Source organism: Cupriavidus basilensis (assembly GCF_000832305.1).
Taxonomy (GTDB): Bacteria; Pseudomonadota; Gammaproteobacteria; order Burkholderiales; family Burkholderiaceae; genus Cupriavidus; species Cupriavidus basilensis_F.
In genome coordinates, this window is the sequence record NZ_CP010536.1 from 2,159,730 (window position 1) to 2,178,143 (window position 18,414).

17 protein-coding genes and 5 pseudogenes are annotated in these 18,414 nt (G+C 61.8%); 5 read left to right on the forward strand and 17 right to left on the reverse strand.

All coding sequences use genetic code 11. The features are described 5' to 3' along the window. Window positions 1–14 precede the first annotated feature (14 nt). Both RR42_RS10090 and RR42_RS40700 read left to right on the forward strand, forming a co-directional pair. Window positions 15–836, forward strand: a complete 822-nt coding sequence (locus RR42_RS10090; RefSeq protein ID WP_052494572.1) for a 4'-phosphopantetheinyl transferase family protein — start codon at window positions 15–17, stop codon at window positions 834–836. Beyond that, window positions 796–963, forward strand: a pseudogene (locus tag RR42_RS40700) (IS6 family transposase); the annotation flags it as partial. The gene RR42_RS10090 and the pseudogene RR42_RS40700, both read left to right, overlap by 41 nt. 91 nt (window positions 964–1,054) lie before the next feature. Here the strand turns inward: RR42_RS40700 and RR42_RS41015 are convergent. The 6 genes and pseudogenes from RR42_RS41015 to senB form a co-directional block, all read right to left on the reverse strand. Further along, a pseudogene (locus RR42_RS41015) lies at window positions 1,055–1,255 on the reverse strand (cobyrinate a,c-diamide synthase); the annotation flags it as partial. A 29-nt stretch (window positions 1,256–1,284) separates the two neighbouring features. Beyond that, the gene (phnE, locus tag RR42_RS41020; RefSeq protein WP_236702040.1) at window positions 1,285–2,082 is read right to left on the reverse strand and encodes a phosphonate ABC transporter, permease protein PhnE; all 798 of its coding nucleotides are present in this window, start codon (window positions 2,080–2,082) and stop codon (window positions 1,285–1,287) included. Window positions 2,083–2,085: 3 nt separating this feature from the next. Continuing rightward, window positions 2,086–2,907: a PhnE/PtxC family ABC transporter permease gene (locus RR42_RS41025; protein ID WP_043351829.1), complete on the reverse strand. Its 822-nt coding sequence runs from the start codon at window positions 2,905–2,907 to the stop codon at window positions 2,086–2,088. Beyond that, window positions 2,904–3,731 carry a phosphonate ABC transporter ATP-binding protein gene (locus RR42_RS10105; protein WP_043346229.1) on the reverse strand — a complete coding sequence of 276 codons (828 nt, stop codon included), beginning with the start codon at window positions 3,729–3,731 and terminating at the stop codon, window positions 2,904–2,906. Before RR42_RS10105 ends, RR42_RS41025 begins: the two co-directional genes overlap by 4 nt. Next, on the reverse strand, window positions 3,728–4,591 hold the full coding sequence (locus RR42_RS10110; RefSeq protein WP_043346230.1) for a putative selenate ABC transporter substrate-binding protein: 864 nt from the start codon (window positions 4,589–4,591) through the stop codon (window positions 3,728–3,730). Before RR42_RS10110 ends, RR42_RS10105 begins: the two co-directional genes overlap by 4 nt. 84 nt (window positions 4,592–4,675) lie before the next feature. Further along, window positions 4,676–5,683, reverse strand: coding sequence for a selenoneine biosynthesis selenosugar synthase SenB (gene senB / locus RR42_RS10115; RefSeq protein WP_043346232.1), 1,008 nt, complete (start codon window positions 5,681–5,683; stop codon window positions 4,676–4,678). Between senB and senA the strand changes: the two genes are divergently transcribed. Further along, entirely contained in the window at window positions 5,682–6,881 is a 1,200-nt protein-coding gene (senA, locus tag RR42_RS10120) for a selenoneine synthase SenA (RefSeq protein WP_043346234.1), read from the forward strand. The genes senB and senA overlap by 2 nt on opposite strands. Before the next feature lie 842 nt (window positions 6,882–7,723). Here senA and RR42_RS10125 read toward each other — a convergent pair. From RR42_RS10125 to RR42_RS41050, 10 genes and pseudogenes are all read right to left on the reverse strand, one after another. Continuing rightward, window positions 7,724–10,855 (reverse strand): EAL domain-containing protein, encoded by a 3,132-nt coding sequence (locus RR42_RS10125; protein ID WP_043346236.1) that lies wholly within the window; start codon window positions 10,853–10,855, stop codon window positions 7,724–7,726. Next, a complete protein-coding gene (locus RR42_RS10130; RefSeq protein WP_043346239.1) occupies window positions 10,852–11,646 on the reverse strand; it encodes a substrate-binding periplasmic protein in 795 nt (264 codons plus the stop codon). The genes RR42_RS10125 and RR42_RS10130 overlap by 4 nt, the downstream gene beginning before the upstream one ends. A gap of 915 nt (window positions 11,647–12,561) precedes the next feature. Continuing rightward, window positions 12,562–13,893 carry a cytochrome P450 gene (locus RR42_RS10135; RefSeq protein ID WP_419188875.1) on the reverse strand — a complete coding sequence of 444 codons (1,332 nt, stop codon included), beginning with the start codon at window positions 13,891–13,893 and terminating at the stop codon, window positions 12,562–12,564. Then, entirely contained in the window at window positions 13,890–15,113 is a 1,224-nt protein-coding gene (gene bioF, locus RR42_RS10140) for an 8-amino-7-oxononanoate synthase (RefSeq protein WP_043346241.1), read from the reverse strand. The genes RR42_RS10135 and bioF overlap by 4 nt, the downstream gene beginning before the upstream one ends. Window positions 15,114–15,286: 173 nt before the next feature. Continuing rightward, a complete protein-coding gene (locus RR42_RS10145; protein ID WP_043346244.1) occupies window positions 15,287–15,514 on the reverse strand; it encodes a hypothetical protein in 228 nt (75 codons plus the stop codon). A 112-nt stretch (window positions 15,515–15,626) separates the two neighbouring features. Continuing rightward, a complete protein-coding gene (locus RR42_RS40420) occupies window positions 15,627–15,884 on the reverse strand; it encodes a hypothetical protein (RefSeq protein WP_158408280.1) in 258 nt (85 codons plus the stop codon). A gap of 20 nt (window positions 15,885–15,904) precedes the next feature. Next, the gene (locus RR42_RS41035; RefSeq protein WP_043346248.1) at window positions 15,905–16,204 is read right to left on the reverse strand and encodes a hypothetical protein; all 300 of its coding nucleotides are present in this window, start codon (window positions 16,202–16,204) and stop codon (window positions 15,905–15,907) included. A gap of 34 nt (window positions 16,205–16,238) precedes the next feature. Continuing rightward, window positions 16,239–16,484: pseudogene (locus RR42_RS41040) on the reverse strand (holin); the annotation flags it as partial. 12 nt (window positions 16,485–16,496) lie between these two features. Further along, window positions 16,497–16,844, reverse strand: coding sequence for a glycoside hydrolase family 19 protein (locus tag RR42_RS41045; RefSeq protein WP_330218520.1), 348 nt, complete (start codon window positions 16,842–16,844; stop codon window positions 16,497–16,499). A 3-nt stretch (window positions 16,845–16,847) separates the two neighbouring features. Then, window positions 16,848–16,994: a hypothetical protein gene (locus RR42_RS41050; RefSeq protein ID WP_236702015.1), complete on the reverse strand. Its 147-nt coding sequence runs from the start codon at window positions 16,992–16,994 to the stop codon at window positions 16,848–16,850. A gap of 353 nt (window positions 16,995–17,347) precedes the next feature. Between RR42_RS41050 and RR42_RS41470 the strand changes: the two genes are divergently transcribed. Together RR42_RS41470 and RR42_RS41055 are read left to right on the forward strand one after the other, a co-directional pair. Then, the gene (locus RR42_RS41470; RefSeq protein ID WP_269083390.1) at window positions 17,348–17,473 is read left to right on the forward strand and encodes a hypothetical protein; all 126 of its coding nucleotides are present in this window, start codon (window positions 17,348–17,350) and stop codon (window positions 17,471–17,473) included. 316 nt (window positions 17,474–17,789) lie between these two features. Continuing rightward, window positions 17,790–17,975: pseudogene (locus RR42_RS41055) on the forward strand (ATP-binding protein); the annotation flags it as partial. A 248-nt stretch (window positions 17,976–18,223) separates the two neighbouring features. Here the strand turns inward: RR42_RS41055 and RR42_RS41060 are convergent. Next, window positions 18,224–18,391, reverse strand: a pseudogene (locus RR42_RS41060) (LysR family transcriptional regulator); the annotation flags it as partial. Window positions 18,392–18,414: the final 23 nt, after the last annotated feature.

An 18,414-nucleotide genomic window follows, 5' to 3' on the forward strand; every position in this document is an offset into this window, starting at 1 on the left:
GAGGATCGAACGGCATGCAGCACGATATTGTCACTGCCCGAAGCGCGGGGCGTACCGCGTCTCCCATACTGCCTGATCCGAGCCGCCTCTCGTTACCGGAAAGAGCCGTGCATGTGTGGGTACTGAATGACGCTCTTGTCGAACCAGCATGTTCGACGCTCGCCTACACGCTTTCGCCGGATGAGAGACAGCGTGCCCGAGCCTACAGACACGCAAGGAATCGCAACTACTTCATTGCCCGGCGGAGCGTTCTCCGCTGGCTGATCGGCGGCTATCTGAGCTGCAAACCCGAATCCCTGCGCTTTAGTATTACGCCATTCGGCAAGCCCGCCTTGCAGTGGCCGCACGCTGCAAGCCTCGCGTTCAGTGTTTCCCACACTGACGGGATGACGCTGCTCGCTTTCGCATGGGATTGCCGCGTCGGCGTGGACGTGGAGCGACGGATTGACGGCGTAGACGTTGCGGGCATTGGACGCGGGATATTCTCTCCGATCGAGGAGGAGGCGCTTGACCCGGCGCGACCCGATTCGGCTGCAACCCTGCTCAGTATCTGGACCCGAAAGGAAGCTCTGCTGAAGGCTCTCGGCATGGGTCTCTCCGGCGAGCCGAACGCCTATACGACAAAAGACGATTTGCTACTCGGCGAGGGACGCTGGTGTGCTTCGCATAACGGCACAACCATTTCCGGCTGGACGTGTCTCGACCTCGTCCTCGGGCCGGAAGTCCGCGGAGCGCTAGCCGCTTCGCTCGAAGACGCAAGCGTCACCCTCCACCGTTACTCGTTATCGACCTGGGGCGATCAAACGCCGCGTCAGGCCGATGCTGGGGTTCCATAACTTTCGCTGTGCACGCATCATCCTGGGCGGCATCGAGATCATGCACATGATCCGCAAAGGACAGATGCCCACCCCCAAGGGGAGCAATCCGTCCACTGCCGAGCAGTTCTACTCCCTGGTCGTATAACCGCAGCTTTCTTCTTACCCCGTTGCTGCTCCAGCCCCCTTATCGTGACAGAGTCCAATATCGACCACGCCATCGGGCAGCGTGACGAGCTTGCCGAAGTCTGCAATTCACCATGGCGGGCACTGGCGACCTGTTTGGCCAGCGCGCCGTAAAACGGTAAGCCGGGGCCGAAGCGCACCAATCCGTGCGCGATGGCCGCGAAGGTCTGTGCCATTGCCGACGCGTCGATCAACGCCAGCACCGGGACGCTGCAGGTCTCAGCCAGGTCGGGGCTGGACGAGGTGCCGTCGAACGGCGGTTTGCAGCCCGATCACTCTCCCTTCATGCGTGGGCATTGTCCCATCTGCGGCGCACCGTTGCGCTCGCCGCGTCGACCAGAACCGCCAGCGCAAGCATGGCGATGGTCACGGTACAGGCCTGGGCCAGGTGAAAAAGCGAAAGCTCGAAGTAAAGCATCTGTCCAAGCCCGCCGGCTCCGACGAAGCCTAGTATGGCCGCCATGCGGATATTCATTTCCCAACGGTACAGGATGTAGGCGAGGAACTGCGGCTGGACGCAAGGCAGCGTGCCGTAGAGGAAGGCCAGCGCGGGAGAGGCACCCGACGCCAAGAGTGCATTGCCCGGCGCGCTCGGAGCGTTCTCCAGCGCTTCGGCGAACAGGCGACCCAGCACACCGCCGGTATGCAGTGCTAGGGCGAGGGTCCCGGCGAACGGTCCCAGGCCCACGGCGAGCACCGTGAGCGCTGCCCAGACGAGTTCCGGCACGGAGCGCAGCAGGTTCAGCATGAAGCGTGACAGCGCACGCATGGCGTCGCCGTGACGACCGGATGCGGGCAGCGCCAGGGCTAGCGCGAGGACTGTGGCACACAAGGTGCCAACCGCGGAAACTGCAAGCGTTTCGAGCATGCCCCTGGCTGTCCTGGCGAGGAACTCTGCCGACAGGTCAGGGGGAAAGAAAGACAGGACGAAGCGTAGCATCTCGCCGGCAGCGGCCATGGAAAACAGCCGGTCGAGGCTGAGCGAGAGATAGGCGAAACTGCCCGCCACAATGGTTGCCAGGGCAAGTAGTGTGAGCAGGCAACTCATGCAGAGCTCGCTGGCTTTGGCTTTCTCGCTCATCATTTACGCCAACAGTCTGCGCAGACGCGCGCTAACCGCGTCGGCCAGCAGCACCAGCAGCAAGAAGACCAGCAGAATTGTCGCCGTCTCGCCGCCATTGAGCAGCTTCATCGCCTGGTCCATCAATTGCCCGAGCCCGCCAGCGCCGACGAAGCCCATCACCACCGAGGCCCGAATTGCGCACTCCCAGCGATAGACCGTGTACGAGACCAACTCCTGCGACGCGTTCGGGAGCAGTCCGTATAAGAGAGCCGGCAACCGCCCGCTACCGCTGCAGAGCAGCGCATCCACCGCGTGCTTGTCGGTGGATTCAAGAATTTCCGCATAGACCTTCGCCAGCATGCCACCATAAGTGATCGCCAGCGCCAGCACGCCCGCTGCCGGTCCCAGGCCCAGAGCGCGCACGAAGACCAGTGCCCAGACCAACTCCGGTACCCCACGCAAGACCAGCACCCAGGCCCGCACACCAATGCGCAGCACCTTGCGCCGCTTGCGCCCGGGTCCGGGCCCAATGCGGGAGATCGACAGGCTGCGCGTCATCGCCAGGGCGAGAGGCGCGGCGACCACGAAAGCGAGGGTAATGCCCGCAGTGGCGATCGCCAGCGTCTCCAACGTGGCCTTGACCACGTAGCCGAGAAACTCGGCCGAAACATCCGGGGGGAGAAAGCCGCGCAAAAAGTTGCCCATCACATCCAGGTTGCCGGCATCGAACAGCGCCGACGGTCTGAACTGGGAAAGGCTTAGCAAGGGCCACAACAGGATCAATGCGACGACCAGGCCGGTCGCCCGCTTCATAGCCTCCGGATCGCGGGGGTGGGTGTTCAGCGGCACGGCGATTTGCGTCCATTGCCGCCAGAAGCGTTTGCGGCCACGACCAGAGGTTGGCTGCCCTGTACCGGCAGAACCCCGCTCTCGGAAGCATAAAGATCCCGGAGCAACGCATCCGTGACGCGCCCAGGTGGCAGGTCGAAGGCGACCTCGCTTGCCTTGAGTCCTACGATGCGGGGAAACCAGCGTAGCGCGAGATCCACCGCGTGAAGGCTGGCGACCAGGGTCACCGCCCGCGTCGAAGCTTCCCTGGTCAGTTCACCAATCGTGAGATTGGCCAGGGCCGGGTCCATCGCCGAGACAGGTTCGTCCGCCAGGATTAACTCAGGGCGCTGATACAGCACGCGCGCGACCCCCACCCGCTGCAACTGGCCTCCCGACAGTTGGTCGCAGCGATCGAATAGCCGGTCGGCGAGGTCAAGGCGGGCAAGCTGCTCGTTCGCGCCCGCCAGGTCTGACGGATAGACGAGGGAAAGCATCGATTTCCACCCTGGCCAGACGCCGAGGCGCCCGGCCAGGATGGCCGTGACGACGCGCTGCCGCGGCGGAATCGGCGGCGCCTGGTGCACCGTGCCGATACGGCAGCGCAAGCGCCGCAGGTGCCCGGCAGAGAGCGCCCAGGGGCTTTGTTCCAGCACCTCGACGCGACCGTCCGTCGGACGCAGGGACGTTCCCAGCAGGCGCAGCAGGGATGTTTTGCCGGCCCCAGACGGACCGATGACAGCGATGCGCTCGCCGCGGCTTGCCGCCAGCTTCACTTGGCTGAGGGCTCGCTGGCCGTTCTGGTAGCTGACGCCGACCGCATCGAGCCGGAAGCTCACTTGATCAGGCCGGCGGCAAAGGCCGCAGCTTCAATGCCGGCGTAGTTTTCCGGCTGGGTTGGGATGAATTTGGTGGTCCGCTGGAGCGCCATGATCTCTCGCTGTTCGGGGTTGCTCGCGTCGAGCTTGAGGAAGGCCTCAGTCAGCTTCTTTCGCAACGCGGGATCGAGGCCGCCCCGTACCGTCCAGTTGTAGTCGTAGTAAGGGGGCGTCACGGCGAACACCCTCACCTTGCCGGGATCGACCTTCTTCTGTTCCACCAGCTTGTTCCATACCGAGGCATTGAGCACGCCGGCGTCTGCCCTGCCCGCCTGCACGAAGGCCACCGTCGCATCGTGGGCGCCCGAATAGGCAACGGTCTTGAAGTCCTTGTCCGGATCGATGCCGGCCTGCAGCAGGAAGTGGCGCGGCATCAGGTGGCCCGAGGTCGAGGACGGCGCCCCAAAGGCGAAGGTGCGGCCCTTCAAGTCTGCCAGGGACTGAATCGCCTTGTTCGCGGTGATGAACTTGCTGGTAAACGCAGCGTCCTCCTGCCGCTGGACGATCGGGATCGTCGCGCCCTTCGTGCGGATCTTGCTCTGCACGTAGGTGAAGCCGCCCAGCCAGGCCATGTCGATCTTGCCCGTCGCCAGTGATTCGACCACTGCCGCATAGTCCGTGACCGGGACGAACTCCACCTTCATGCCGGTTTCCTTTTCCAGGTATTTGCCAAGGGGGGCGAACTTGCGCTGCAGTTCGGTCGGCGCCTCGTCGGGAATCGCCGAGACTTTGAGAACCGCCTGGGCGCTCGCGAGACCGGCAACGGCCATCAGCGCTAGCGCCAACAAGCGCTTCTGGGTACGGGCAAGAATGGGGTGCATAGCAGAGATCGATTGGGGAAGTGGGATTGCGAATGGGCGCCTAGGCGACGGCGACCCGGGCCGGCCCCGCCGCCATTGGGGTAGTCATTGTAGGGTATCGGGTCTGCTCAAAGCGTCGGTCACTAGTCTAATGACTTCTGCCTGTTCTCGCGCCGGCGCAAACAGCGGCGCCCGGCGGGCGCATTGCCGTTGCAGCAGGGACAGGAAGGCAGGGTCACGGCTCGCCCGGTCGAGCAAGCGGGCCAGTTCCCGGCAATCGCCCGGCGCAAAGTAACCATTGTAGTCTCGGCCCAACATGCCGATGTTGCCCGGGATGCGACTGGCCAGCACGGGCACGCCGGCGGTCACTGCCTCGATAATCACATTGGCGCCGCCTTCGATGACGCTCGAGATGACCATCGCCTGGGCCCGCCTGATGCGCTGTCGCGTGTCATGGTGCGGCAAGCCCGCCTGCCAGAGGTAGCGCCCTACGGTAGGCCAGGCCCGCGCTTGCAAAGCCTGTGCCGCTCGCAGATACTCGTTCTCCAGAGCATCGCCGATGTGGATCAGTCGCACGGGCGAATCGTCCGGAAGCCATTCCAGCGCCCGCATGGGCGTAAGCGGGTCCTTTTCCGCCCGCATGTGGCCCACCAGGACGACGTCGAAGGTGCGCTGGTTAGGCGTCCCCGGTGTCAGCGCCGGCGCCGATTGGTAGATTACGCGGCACTTGGTGCGATGGTGCGAGGCCAGTTCGGCGGGCCCCTCTTCCTGCAATACCACCAGGTGGGTGGCGAGATCGAGCGAGCGCTGGGCGCACTCATCGGTCCGGATGTCGCGGTAGAGATCGGTGCCGGTCAGCACCACCACCAGGGGACTACCCGGGCAGGCCTTGGCGAACCTGCCGACGGTATCGGCCGAGCGCCGGGCGTGGAGCGCGATCATGCACGCGGGCGGCTTGCCGGGGTGGTCTGCGGGCGACCATTCGGTTTCCAGCGAGACCTCGCATGCGGCGCGCAGGAAGCGGGACCAGCGATAAGCGGTCTGCCAGTTGCCGTTGTTGGCTTTGCGCAGAGCCGGGCTGATAATTGCCACTGTGGTCTTGGGAGGACGCATGACGATGGAGGCTGAAGGCGTTGCTGCAAGAAGGATAAACAAATCCGGGCTGGATGGCGCGTTCGTCGATGCCCATCGGCGCACCTGGGCCATTCTCCGGGATCTGTCGCCGTCCCGATGGCAGGTCCGCTATGAACCGGGGATCAATCCGCCCTTGTGGGAGTATGCCCATATCGCCTGGTTTACGGAGCACTGGATACTGCGGGATCCGCGGGCCAGCCGCCAAGGCGCGTTCGTTGCCAGCCGGCCCTCTTTACTGGCGGACGCGGACCGCTGGTTCGATTCCATGCATGTTGCCCATCAGGACCGCTGGCATCTCGATTTGCCCCCGCTTGCGCAGATACGCGACTATGTGGCCGCCGTGCTCGAGGGCGTGCGCGCCAGGCTCGCCGCAGCCAACGACACGGACGAGGCGCTCTATTTCTTTCGCCTCGCCTTGTTCCACGAGGATATGCACGCCGAGGCGCTGACCTACATGCGCCAGACCCTTGACTATCCCCTGCATGCACCCCTTGCGATGCCGCCCCTCGAACCCCACGGCGGCGAAGTGGCGATGGGAGGCGAGGCTTTCCTGATGGGCGCATCCGATGACGATGGATTCGTGTTCGACAACGAGAAATGGGCCCACCCAATCCGGATCCTTCCCCTGTGTATCGACCGCCAGTGCGTGAGCAACGGCGCGTTCGCTGAATTCGTCGCGGCCGGTGGCTACCGCGACCAGCGCTGGTGGTCGGATGAAGGGAGGGCGTGGCTGAAGCATACCAGGCTCACAAAACCGAACCGCTGGCGCAAATCGGCGCACGATGGTCAAGGACACTGGGAGCAACGCTGGTTCGGACAGTGGGAGCCGCTTCCCATTGACCTCCCGGTCTGCCATGTCAATGCCTACGAAGCGGAGGCCTATTCCCGGTGGCGCGGGCGGCGCCTGCCGACCGAAGCCGAGTGGGAGTATGCCGCGAGCCACGGCTTGATTCGCTGGGGAGGGGCGGTATGGGAATGGACGGCGGATCCTTTCGAACCCTATTCAGGTTTCTTGGCAGACCCCTACCGGGAATATTCAGCGCCCTGGTTTCACACGCACCGCTCCGTACGCGGTGGGTCCTTCGCCACCCACGCCAGGATGCGGCATCCTCACTACCGAAACTTCTATCTGCCGCCCCGTAACGACATCTTCGTCGGATTCCGCACCTGCGGTTGATTGCAGTCATTCCGCTTGCCCACGTTGTTACGCCATCGCAGGGAAAATTCGCCGATCGTCTCAAGCGATGGGGACGGCCCAGCAACGGGCGGCAGCTGCCGTGACGGGTGCAGCGAACATCAATCAGTCCGCTGGCAACTGCGGCCTTGCGTATTGACCGTCCATTCGTTGGGAATGAACTCGATTTCCATGCATGGAGGTAGCCGCACTGGCACATAACGATTGATGTAGGAAATCAACGTCGGGCTCCGCATCAGAAAATCGTCCTTGTAGAAACTGAGGATCGACGAGACTCGGACCCTGCCCCCTGCCCCCTGCCAGATCGACCTGAATCATCCCCCAGGAGACGGATCACACTGTTTCCATAGGTGCAGAGCGTCATTGCTGTTGATTTGCACCGAATTCTGACCCGGGGGGCGGCTAAAATCTTGGACTGGTTTATGCCGCTACAGGAGTGGCCGACATCCTCTAAACCGTGGCTCGCAGAAACGGGGGCGCTTGGCCGCTTGAAATCCGACTGATCGAAGCGATGGAGCGAGGGGAGCACGCGTTCCGTATGCAACAAGAATTTCACGCCGACGCGTTGCTCCGCATCCCACATGGCGTGCTCGCCCCACGATTGTCAGCTTCAGGCGCGGCATGACATTTCGCTTCCAGAACCAGTCAGCGGCAACTTCAGGCGGGAGACAAAGATAGCGTGCGGGGGCCCCGACGTTTGTCGTCTACACGTTGGAGCCTTCCATCAACCCCGCAACCATAGGCAGGGCGATCCAGTGCGAGCGGATTGCCCTGGGTCTTACCCAGCAACAGCTGGCCGACATGGCCCCATCAATCCATGCCGCTCAGTCCTGCGCTTGTTGCGCGAATTCTGATTCGCGTCGACGGAAATCGAACCCGCTCACAAACGCTTCAAAGCCCTCGATCGGCAGCGGATGGCAGAAGTAGTAACCTTGATAGGCAGAACATCCTGCTCCAGCAAGGAACTCTAGCTGCGCTTCGGTCTCGACACCCTCCGCGATCACCTCCAGGCCAAGGTTTTGTCCAAGCGCAACGATAGTTTTGGCAATTATGGCGTCATTCTGGTCAATAAGGATGTCACGCACAAATGATCGGTCGATCTTCAATTGGTCTAACGGGAGGCGTTTCAAGTACAAAAGTGATGAATATCCGGTACCGAAATCGTCCAAGGAAAAAACTACGCCTTTGTTTTTAAGCGCGCGCATCTTTTCTGCAATATCTTGCACATTTTCCACCAACACGCTTTCTGTCAATTCCAGTTTTAGCCTAGTCGGGTTCGCTCCCGTTTGTTCGATTACCTTCAATACCTCGGCCACAAAGTTAGGCGCACGGAACTGGTGGACACTGACATTTACTGCGATCGTGAGATGGGCCATTTCTGGTTGGCTCGACCATCTCACCAGTTGAATACAGGCGGTTTCCAGCACCTTTTTTCCGAGTGCGAGGATCAAACCAGTTTCCTCGGCCAGTGGGACAAACTCGGCAGGAGATACGACACCGCGCTCCGGGTGCTGCCAACGCACCAGCGCTTCGGCGCCTGTTAGGCGATCGTTGGAGGTCACTTGTGCCTGGTAATGAAGCAGGAACTGATCTTCTTCGATTGCTTTGCGCAGACCGGCCTCAAGAGCAACTCGCTCCAGGATGACGGCTTGCATGGTTGGATCGAAGAAGCACATCGTGTTGCGCCCTATTTCCTTCGATTTGTACATAGCGAGATCGGCTTGCTTCAGGAGTACCTCAATGGAGGCCTGATGTCCCTTGAACACGGTCGCGCCAATACTCGAAGTACTGCGATATTCGATACCATCAAGAGAAAACGTATTGCGGAGAACGGAGAGAATCTGCTCACCAATGGCTTCGGTCTTACTGGCGGCTTCCTGTCCGCTTTCGCCCAAATTTCCTAGCACAACGACGAATTCGTCACCGCCTACCCGCGCGACCGTGTCACCCTCACGTACGCTGACAGCGAGACGTTGCGCTACCTGTTGCAGCAGTAAATCACCTTTGTCATGGCCAAGCGTATCATTTAGTGTCTTGAAGTTGTCGATGTCGATGAACAATAAGGCGCCAGAGGATCCGCATTGGGCACTGACCGCGATGGCCTGCTTCAGGCGATCCGACAACAGGGCGCGATTAGGCAAACACGTAAGGGAATCAAAGAAGGCCAGTTCCTTAATTCGATCTTCGGCGAGCTTGCGTTCGGTAATGTCATGGTGCGTGCCGACATAGTGCGTCACCCCCCCATCACTTCCTGTCACTGCAGCGATCGTGAGCCATTTCGGATAAATCTCGCCATTCTTTCGACGATCCCAGATCTCGCCTTGCCATCCACCCGCGCGGTGGATCGTGTCCCACATCTCACGGAAGAATGCCGCGTCGTGACGGCCTGACTGAAGTATTCGCGGCGTCTGCCCCACTACATCGTCGGCCGTGTAGCCGGTACACTCGGTGAAAGCCGAATTGACGCGCAGGATCGTGCCGCTTGCATCCGTGACCATCATCCCTTCCAGCGAGTCGAAAGCGACCGCGGCGATACGAAGCTCGGCGTCGAGGAGTTTGCGCTCGGTGATATCTCGCCCGCTGATTCGGACCCCAGTAAAAACGGTGCTGGCGCTGTGTACGGGAACCCAGGAGACGGAAAGCCAGAGCAGCGAGCGATCCTTGCGGAAACAACGAAATTCAAGATCATTGCCACGAAAGCTCTGCAGCCCTTTCAGAAGGACAGGTGCGACACGTAGCAGATCTTCTGGATGGACTAGCGTGCCAACGAAGTCGGGCATCGCCATGCACTCGTCCACGGTAAAGCCGGTGTATTCCTTGACGGATGGGCTGATCCAGCGCGGTTTGCCATTTAATCCCAACCAGACCTCCAGGTTGACTGCGCAATCGGCGAAGGCACGAAATTTTCTCTCACTCTCCCGCAACTCTCCGGTCATCGTGGAAGCCAGGCGCATAGCACGGCTGTGACCGGTCAGCAATACCCAGGCCAGCAGCGAGAGCAGCAGGCTGAGACCAGTACCGGCCCAAACGATCAGTGTTTCGGAATTGCGACCGAAGCGAGCCGTGAAGTCCTTACCTGCGGTCACGGAGAGCATCCAACTGTGTCTCCCCACAACCAGATATTCACTGGCCGACATCGCTGAATTCGGTTGCCGCCCTCGGTCGGACGAACGATATAGTAGTGCCGCAGCAGATGGTTCGACACCGTCGTAGATAGCGAGGGAGAGTCCCGGCGGTTGCTCGCCGTAGAGACTGGCGATCACGTCTCGCATACGGAATTCAGCGTAGACCCAGCCAACCAGGTGCGCGCGACGCTTTGCGACGGTATCCGGTGGCTGGTTTCGGGCATATACCGGGAGGTACATGACGAAGCTGGGTGGGTAATCCTCCCCATTGCCTCTGATCGGTTGAACCTTCCCGGATACAGTCGCCATCCCCGAGTCGCGTGCCTTTTGCATCGCCAGCTGCCGTACCGGGCTGGCCCAGGAGTCGACGCCAAGCACTGCAGAATTCCCGTCGGCATACGGTTCGCGCTGGACGACCGGTGCGTAGTTTTCGCGCAACCCGTCGGGCTTGATAGCGTAGCCGGCAACACCTAGCCGGCGCATCGCAGCGACGTGTGCCTCCTTGTCAGTCGCTGGTACCCACCTGACGACGCCGACGGCCTGGATTCCGGCAAAGTCTGCATCGAGATTGACAGCGCCGAGGTAGTCGCGGAAGCTATTGCGGTCCATCGAGCCGCTCGCGACGAACATGCCCTGCACGCCCCGCAGTAGTTGCTCGTACGTCGCCATCCGCTGTTCGATGCGGCTGACAGCGTCACTCATTGCGAAATCGAATTGGGATAGCACTTCATGCCGGGAGGCTTGCCGTTCGTGATCCCAAACTGTCCACGTCACACCGAATCCGGCGAACAGGATCAGAATTGGAAGTAAGACGAGGCGCATCCAGGTCACGATGGCGTCTTGAAATCGACCATGGAATCGATCAGATCCGGGTTGAAATATCTTTCGAATATGCGGCGTACGGTTCCATCTGTGCGCATGCTTTGCACCAACGCACGCCACTTATCCTGCTCGGAGGATGACAGCGCCTTCTTCGACATGATGAGACCGTGCGGGACGGCCGGGTCGCTGAACTCGACAATTGTGGTGACGTCGCGAATCTTCTTTGCATCGAGCGCGGGGTAATCGAAGGGTTCAATGATCATGCCCTGGATACGCCTGAGGACAAGCGCCTCATACAGGGGCTCAAGGCCGCCGGCCTGGCTGACGCGGTTGACGGGTGCTAGCTTGTCCACCAACTGGTTGGCAGAGTCGCTGTAGCGGAAACTGCGGATGACACCGAGTTGAAGCTGGTCGTTGTGCTCGAAGTCGGACAGCATACGTATGCCGGCATCCTTGCGTACCAGCAGATAGTATTTGTTGCTGAAGTACCAAGCGAACGACGCGTATTGATTGCGTTCGACGCTTGCAATGCCGGACAGGCTGAAATCGAGCGCACCGGATTCAATTAGTTTCCAGATACGGGCGCGCGACATGAGACTGACTTTAATCTGGCAGCCGCTGCGGCGAATCAGTTCATTGGCAAAATCCTTGTCGATACCGGTATCGGTGTCAAGCGAATAGAGCAGGCCGTGATCGTGCAACGCAAGGGTGAATGGGCGTGAGCAATCAGGACCGCCCGCGCGTGCGGGGCCTACGCAGCACAGCGCAAGGAGCAAGCCACCAAGTCCACTTCGTATCACGGTCTCTCCAGCGTAGTGAGGTTCGGGTGCAATATTATTATGATCGCCAGCAGGTAATCGAACTTGGTCTTGCAGCGCGCGTATTCCTGGTCGATGGGCCGGATGCTGCCTCGCCAAGGACGGTGCGTTGCCCTGGAATGCCCCATGATATCGGTTCCAACCCAGCCGGGCATTGTAGATGAATCGCTGGCAACCAAGCCAGCTTCTGGAGCACAGCGGAGCCATCCTCCGCCTCCCCCACCACTACCGGAACTTGGTGCTCCCGCCCAGGACTCTTGTCTGGGTTCTGGCTCTTCGGCAGTGGTCAGCTATTGCTTCGTAGCGACTCCCCGGAAAGGTTCCACCGTCTGCCCGGCGTGGACCGCCCGCTGCAGCCAGTCCAGTATGGCGCCGCGCCCGCACCTCGGCGCCGGCCACGGCGGCTTCCTGCGCCATCACCTGCACGGCCGCCAGTTCGGCGCGCAGGTCCGCTGCCGGCTGCTCGCCCTTCTGGCGCAGCGCTCGGTGGCGCTGGCACGCTCCTGCGCGACGGCCACCTGCTCGCGGGTGCGCTCCAGTTCCGTCGAGAGCGGCACGGTTGCCTTAGTATCGCGCAGTTCCCACCTTTTCCGAAGCCGGTATCACCATGTCGAGCGGTGCGTTCTGGTACGGCGTAGCCGTCCCTCGCGGTACTCTGCGGAATGTCCAGGAGCGGCTGCGAGTGGACCTGCAGACGGTCCTGTAGAATTCTGAAGTTCACAATACGCTCGCCGAACAAGCTATTGTTGTCGGGCATGGTCACGCCGAGCATTTCCGCCAGTGCGTGGGTGCCGAGATCGCACAGTAGTGGCAACTGGCAAAAGACGCGCGAATGAAGCTGGATTAGGCTGCCTTATCTGGTCCACGAGTCGTTTTATCTTGCGCCCTTGGTGTGCTTCAAGGGAGGCAGCGTATCTGCAGACTAGCGAGTCCCCGATAGACGGGGTTCCCGTTCCAATGTGGACTGGCATCCAGGAGCGCTAGCTCGGGCCAGCGGGCTGACAGCGCCCGAAACACAATCTCTGCCTCCATCAACGTTAGCGCGGCGCCAATGCAAAAATGCGGGCCATGTCCGAAAGACAAATGCGAGCCCTCCCGCCGGGAGATATCCAGGCTGTCCGGGTTGCTGTAGCGCGCCGGATCGCGATTGGCAGCGCCGATCAGAGGGACCACTAGTTCCCCGCGCCGCAGCCGGCGCCCATGCAGGACCACGTCCGTGGTGACCCGCCGGCCTGTGTATTGGACCGGACTCTCGTAGCGCAACAGCTCGCGCAAGGCATTCGGCAGCAACTCGGGAGCCCGCTGCAGGCGCCGCCATTGATCCGGATGGCTCAGCAAGGCATACAGTCCATTGCCGAGCAGATTGCGCGTCGTCTCATGTCCCGCGAACAGAAGCATGGCGCATTGCGCCAACAGTTCGGCCCCGGACTCCACCTCGCCGCTGGCCTCGGCTCGCAGCAGGTGCCCGATCAAATCGTCACCCGCTGCGTCCAGCACCGTTGCCCCTTGCTCCCGGCGCCGCGCGAGCATTGCCTCGAAGGCGGCACTCAGCTTGAGCAGGCTGACCTGCGCTTGTCGTTTTAGCCCCTGATCAGGATCCGGTGCGCCGATGAAGGCGGCCAGATCCTCGGACCAGGCCAGGAATTCCGGCTGGTCGGCCGCGTCCATGCCGAGCAACCGCGCAATCACCATTGCCGGGAGCGGCCTGGCAATCCTCTCCATGAAATCGAACGGCCCTGCTTCGTCAATGCCACTCATCAATCCGGCCACCATGTGCTCGATCGCGCCTGCGCTGGCGCGTAGGGTTGACGGCCGGAAGCCGGCATTGAGCACCTGCCGCAGGCGCGTGTGATCCGGTGCGTCGAGAAATAGCATCGCCCGGCTGAACAGGCGCTGGAAGGGACAGAGCGTCTGGCGCGATTCCTCGTTGCCACGCATCACCCAGCCACCCGTGCGCCGCGCTGAGTAAAGGGGATCGCGCAGCACGGCCTCAACGTCGTCGTGCCTGGTCAGCAACCAGGCACCGCCGAAGAACTCCTCGCTCCAATGGATAGGGCCAGCCTCACGCAGCTCGCGATAGAGAGGATAGGGATCGTGCAAGAATGTGGCGTCAACGAATGGGCGACAGGACGCTGGCTTCTCGATCACCGCTTCCGTTTGCGCCTCAGCCTCCATTTGGGCGTGCATGCCGAGCCTGGCGAATGTGGCGAGACGGGCCGGCGCGCTCATGCCGCCTCCCGCTGCGCCACGATGGCAGACAGGCAGTCCAGCAAGCGCGCTATGTCGCCCGCCGTGTGCGCTGCCGAGAGCGCAATGCGCAAGCGCGCCGTGCCTTCCGGTACCGTTGGCGGCCGGATGGCAGTGACGCGGATGCCGTCAGCTTCCAGCGCGGCGGAGAGGGCCATGGCAGCGGCATTGCCTCCTACGATCAGTGGTTGGATAGGCGTATCGCTATCGGCCAGCTGCCAGCCGGCCTCCGCATGGCAGGCCAGTAATGTTTCCAGGCCTGCTCGCAGCTGTCCGATAAGTTGCGCCACATGGGCGCGGCGCCGACGCCCCTCCGCGCCCGCGATCAGCGCCAGGCTAGCCAGCAGCGCATGCGCTGCGGCCGGTGGCGCGGCCGTCGTGTAGATATAGGGCCGTGCCACGTTGACCAAATGCTCCACGATGGTTGCGTGCGCAGCCACGAAGGCGCCGGCTACGCCGGCGGCCTTGCCCAGCGTGCCGATGTAGATGAAGCGTTCGGAGGCCAGTGCCAGATGCTCCAGCACGCCGCGACCGCTCTCCCCCAGCACGCCAAAGCCGTGGGCGTCGTCGACGACGATCCAGGCATCGTGGCGTTCGGCCAATGCCAGCAATTCGACCAGCGGGGCAATGTCACCGTCCATGCTGAATACGCTGTCGGTGACGATCAGCTTGAGGGGGCTGTCGCTACCGGCCAGCAGTCTCGCCAGCGCAGTGGTGTTGCCGTGCGGGTAGCGTTTTACATGGGCGCGTGCCAGAAGCGCCCCGTCGATCAGCGAGGCATGGTTGAGCTTGTCGCAGAACAGGGTAGCGCCGGCCGTGCCCAACGCGCTCAGCACTGCCATGTTTGCCATGTAGCCGCTACAGAAATAGAGCGCCTGCGCGCCGGGGATATGTGAATCCAGCCACCGCGCCAACTCGTTCTCCAGATGGTCGTGGGCCAACGAGTGCCCGTTAACCACGTGGGATGCCCCGCTGCCCGCGCCATAGCGGTAAGCGCCCTCGGCAAAGGCGGAGATAACCGTGGGATGGTTGGCCAGCCCAAGGTAGTCGTTGCTGCAAAAACTCAACAGCGTGCGGGGCTCGCCGCATCCATGGCTGACCTCCTGATGCGGCGCGCAGGCTGTGTGTGTGACGCGCCGCCTGCGCGTCATGGCGCGTTCGGCACGCTCGGCGGCGGCCTGGGTGAGTCGGTCAAGCAGCATGGCAGCATCGGTGGACGATTGGGAAATGCATCTTAGATGCGTACCCGCGCTCATGGCAAACCGGACTACCAGAACATTTTGCTGACGTGTTGCATGAAGAAGGCGGGGAAATTGCGTGAAATTCCGCGTATTGTGCCGAATGACACCCATTAGCCGGTGCACTCTGGATGCCGCTATGCCTCGCCCGCCATGTATTCCTGATCGAGGTGGTCGAATAGCGCTTTGTTCACCAGCCGCTGGCGCTCGTTGAACGATACGACCAGCGACGGATCCTCGTCCAGCCGCCCCCCGCTGTCGCGCAGTTCGGCCAGCGCCTGCTGTATGCCATCGGCCGGTCGACAAAGTCGAAGTTGCAAGCCTTCGTCAGATACTCCGCTGGAGGCGAAGCTCGCTGCCGTCATTTTATGAAGAACCTCCTGTGGGCGGTCCGCGTCGACTCCAAGGATTTGCGAATAGGTAGCTCTGTCTAGTGCCGGCCCCAGCTAGTGCCGGCCCCAGCTTCTACGAGCCGAACTACGAGGCCGGACCCAAGTCCTTGCGCTGGCGGATCTGGCTGAAGGACGAGCCGGAGTTCGCCATCGCCGGCCGGTGGCGGGATTGGTAAGACGGCGCGCTCTCGTTCACCATGCGGACCATCGACTCGGACAAGCATCCGCTGATGAACCGCTTCCATGCACCGGGCAAGGATAAACGAATGATCGTCATCGTGCCGCGGGCGGAGTGGGATGACTGGATGACGTGCCGGGACCCGGAGCGGGCGCGCAGCTTCATGCGGGCCTGCCAGCACGAGCTCATGGATGCAGAGCCGCCACCGCGCGGCTCTCGGCCTGCGCCAGCGCCGCGGCAACCTGGCCCGCACGCTCGGCCGCCGCCGCCTTCAGCGCCGCCGCGGCGCCGTTGGCCTTATCCACGTCAGCTGTACAGCGCTCGTTGGCGTCCTGCACCCGACCGGCGCGTTCGGTGGCCGCCTGCAGCGCTTGAGCGGCGGCGTCCGTCCACGGTGCGAAATACAGCAGATAGGCCAGCATCACCGCGAGCACGGCGCCAAGCAGCGCCGCCAGCCCACAGGCGCCCCAGATGACCGTCTTCATTTCCCGCCCCCCCCTGGCGCAGCCTGCGCTTCAGCCACACCTCGATGTACTGCGAGCCAACAATGCCAGGGCCGCTGCCAATGCCATAGAGCGCCAGCGGCGGCGGCTCCGGAAACTGGATCAGGCCCACGCCAGCAATTATCGACGTGGCCGCGCCCAGGAGTGCCCGGCTGATGATCAGCCGGAATGTCAGGTGTTCATCGCTCACAAGCAGCTTCCCCAGGGCAATCATCGCGTCCATTGCGATCAGCATCGCCAGGCTCTTTTCGTGCTCTTGCATGTACCCTCCCTGTTATCCCCTGATGAATTGCTTTGCGCGGGCCCAACGCTCCTTGCGGTCCGCTAGCCCATTGGTGCCGCCGTTGATCTTGCGTGTCAGCGCCTCGAAGTCACCGGCATCTGCCAGCGCATTTAGATTGCGGCTTGCCCAGAACCAGCACGCCGAGCGCGCGGCCAGCGCATCGCCCTCGAGCATTGCCGGTGCCGCCTCCGGGTCGAAGCCAAGGGCGGCACCACATGCACGGTGGTTCGCGCGCCCGGTGATCTGGATAAGCCCACGGCCCATGAAGCGCTTGCCGTCTCCTGGCTGGCTGTTGCCCAGCTCGAATGGTCTCTGGTTGCGGCCGGTCTTGTCCGCCAGCGGCTACCGCGCCGACAGGTCGCGCTCGCAGCGCATCTGCGCTGGGGTCGGCCCCCACAGTTCGCGTGTGAGCGAGAAGCCCAGCGACTTGTGGCCGGTCGGCGCGATCCACGCGGCAACACGCGCCGGCGACAGGATGCCGAACTCCAACGGCGCCGGCTCGACGTGTGGCCACCAGCGTGCCGAGAGCGCCGGCGATAGGCCGGCAGCGGCCTAGAAGACTTGTTGGTCCATGCGGACTCCGGCAAAGAAAAAGCCACCCAAAGGTGGCTTTGTGCGTGGACGAGCGCGCGTGGAATGAAGAGGCATGCACTTGGCCCACCGCTTAATATTTTTAAGCGTTGGCCGACAACAACAAGAGAATTAGACGCCGCCTATATCAGATATTGATATGTTTAAATTCACGCCTCGCAGCGGTAGCTGCTTCACCTTTAGCGCCGCTGCGCAGGATCGGACTGGACGCCCCCGCGCGGTCCGGTCTTTTTTTTGCGCATGCAATGGGCATGAAAGAGCCACCCGAAGGTGGCTACTGGCTATGGCTGCTGACGCGGCTACTAGCCGACTTCCGCTTGAAACGCTACCTGCTGCGCGGCGGCATATCCGAGGATCGACACACCATCGTTATCTAGTTTCCTTGGCTGCACCGACAGTTCAACCATCGGTGTATCCGGATACATCTTTGCGAGAATTTCGTCCGCATCATCCCTCGATTCGAATGGACCGAAGTGAACAACTCGCGGTCCGGTGACTACGGCGAACAACCACTCTCCTGTGCCTAGCGGGTACATCACCGCCAGTGAGCGCTCATGCCGATACATATTTGCCTCCAGACCTTTTCGTGACCTCCAACATCTATATCGTAGGAAATCCGCTTGGAGCAGCAAGTATCGTCAAGCCCACACCCGATATGGTGTGCCTGGCTCGAGCGTGACAAACTCGTGGTTAGCCAAGTTTCCAGCGCTTCAGGATCTAGTCGGCTTCGATTTCAGTTGCGTTGAAATGAACGAGGCACTCGTGCGGTAACTCTATCGATGCGAATTCCTCGAGTCTGCCCACAACGTCGTCCTTGTGGGCGGGCCCGGCACGGTTAAAACGCACATCGGCACCGCTATCGGTGCGCAAGCCGTGGAAGTAACGGCCACCTCAGCATGGTGGTACAGGGCCTAGGTATTGGTCAGCTCTACCGTTCAACCATACCCACCCCAATCTCTCAAGGGCTTCTGGTCCTTCTCCTCCCGAGTGGAAGACACCAACCGCACCAGTTTCGCTTTTTATCCACCCTCGGCCAAGAAGAATCGCAGGGTTCCCGTTTTCATCGACTGGATCGTGGCACGGCTTGAGCAGCGCTCTGCATTACACTGACCCAATGCGTCGAGCAACTAACGGCTGCAGGCGTAGATCAGAAAGTCGCGAACTGCGGTGGCGGATTGCGAGAGTTCCACATCCTTCCGCCAAAGCAGGACAACTTCCATATCTGGCGGTGGGGAGCCAAACGGCCGCGCTTCAATCTCTTTGCCCTCAAGCGACCATGGGCGATACACCATATCGCGCTTTGTTCCTCTAGAAGATT

What these genes read in the sequence shown, in the direction of transcription:
- RR42_RS40420 (WP_158408280.1), bottom strand. Translation starts at nt 15,884, where the DNA reads ATGAAGCTGCGCGCCCGCTCCGGGTCCCGGCACGTCATCCAGTCATCC.
- phnE (WP_236702040.1), bottom strand. Translation starts at nt 2,082, where the DNA reads ATGAGCGAGAAAGCCAAAGCCAGCGAGCTCTGCATGAGTTGCCTGCTC.
- RR42_RS10110 (WP_043346230.1), bottom strand. Translation starts at nt 4,591, where the DNA reads ATGCACCCCATTCTTGCCCGTACCCAGAAGCGCTTGTTGGCGCTAGCG.
- RR42_RS10145 (WP_043346244.1), bottom strand. Translation starts at nt 15,514, where the DNA reads ATGACGGCAGCGAGCTTCGCCTCCAGCGGAGTATCTGACGAAGGCTTG.
- RR42_RS41035 (WP_043346248.1), bottom strand. Translation starts at nt 16,204, where the DNA reads ATGAAGACGGTCATCTGGGGCGCCTGTGGGCTGGCGGCGCTGCTTGGC.
- RR42_RS10135 (WP_419188875.1), bottom strand. Translation starts at nt 13,893, where the DNA reads ATGAGCGCGCCGGCCCGTCTCGCCACATTCGCCAGGCTCGGCATGCAC.
- RR42_RS41470 (WP_269083390.1), top strand. Translation starts at nt 17,348, where the DNA reads ATGAAAGAGCCACCCGAAGGTGGCTACTGGCTATGGCTGCTGACGCGG.
- senB (WP_043346232.1), bottom strand. Translation starts at nt 5,683, where the DNA reads ATGCGTCCTCCCAAGACCACAGTGGCAATTATCAGCCCGGCTCTGCGC.
- senA (WP_043346234.1), top strand. Translation starts at nt 5,682, where the DNA reads ATGACGATGGAGGCTGAAGGCGTTGCTGCAAGAAGGATAAACAAATCC.
- bioF (WP_043346241.1), bottom strand. Translation starts at nt 15,113, where the DNA reads ATGCTGCTTGACCGACTCACCCAGGCCGCCGCCGAGCGTGCCGAACGC.
- RR42_RS10090 (WP_052494572.1), top strand. Translation starts at nt 15, where the DNA reads ATGCAGCACGATATTGTCACTGCCCGAAGCGCGGGGCGTACCGCGTCT.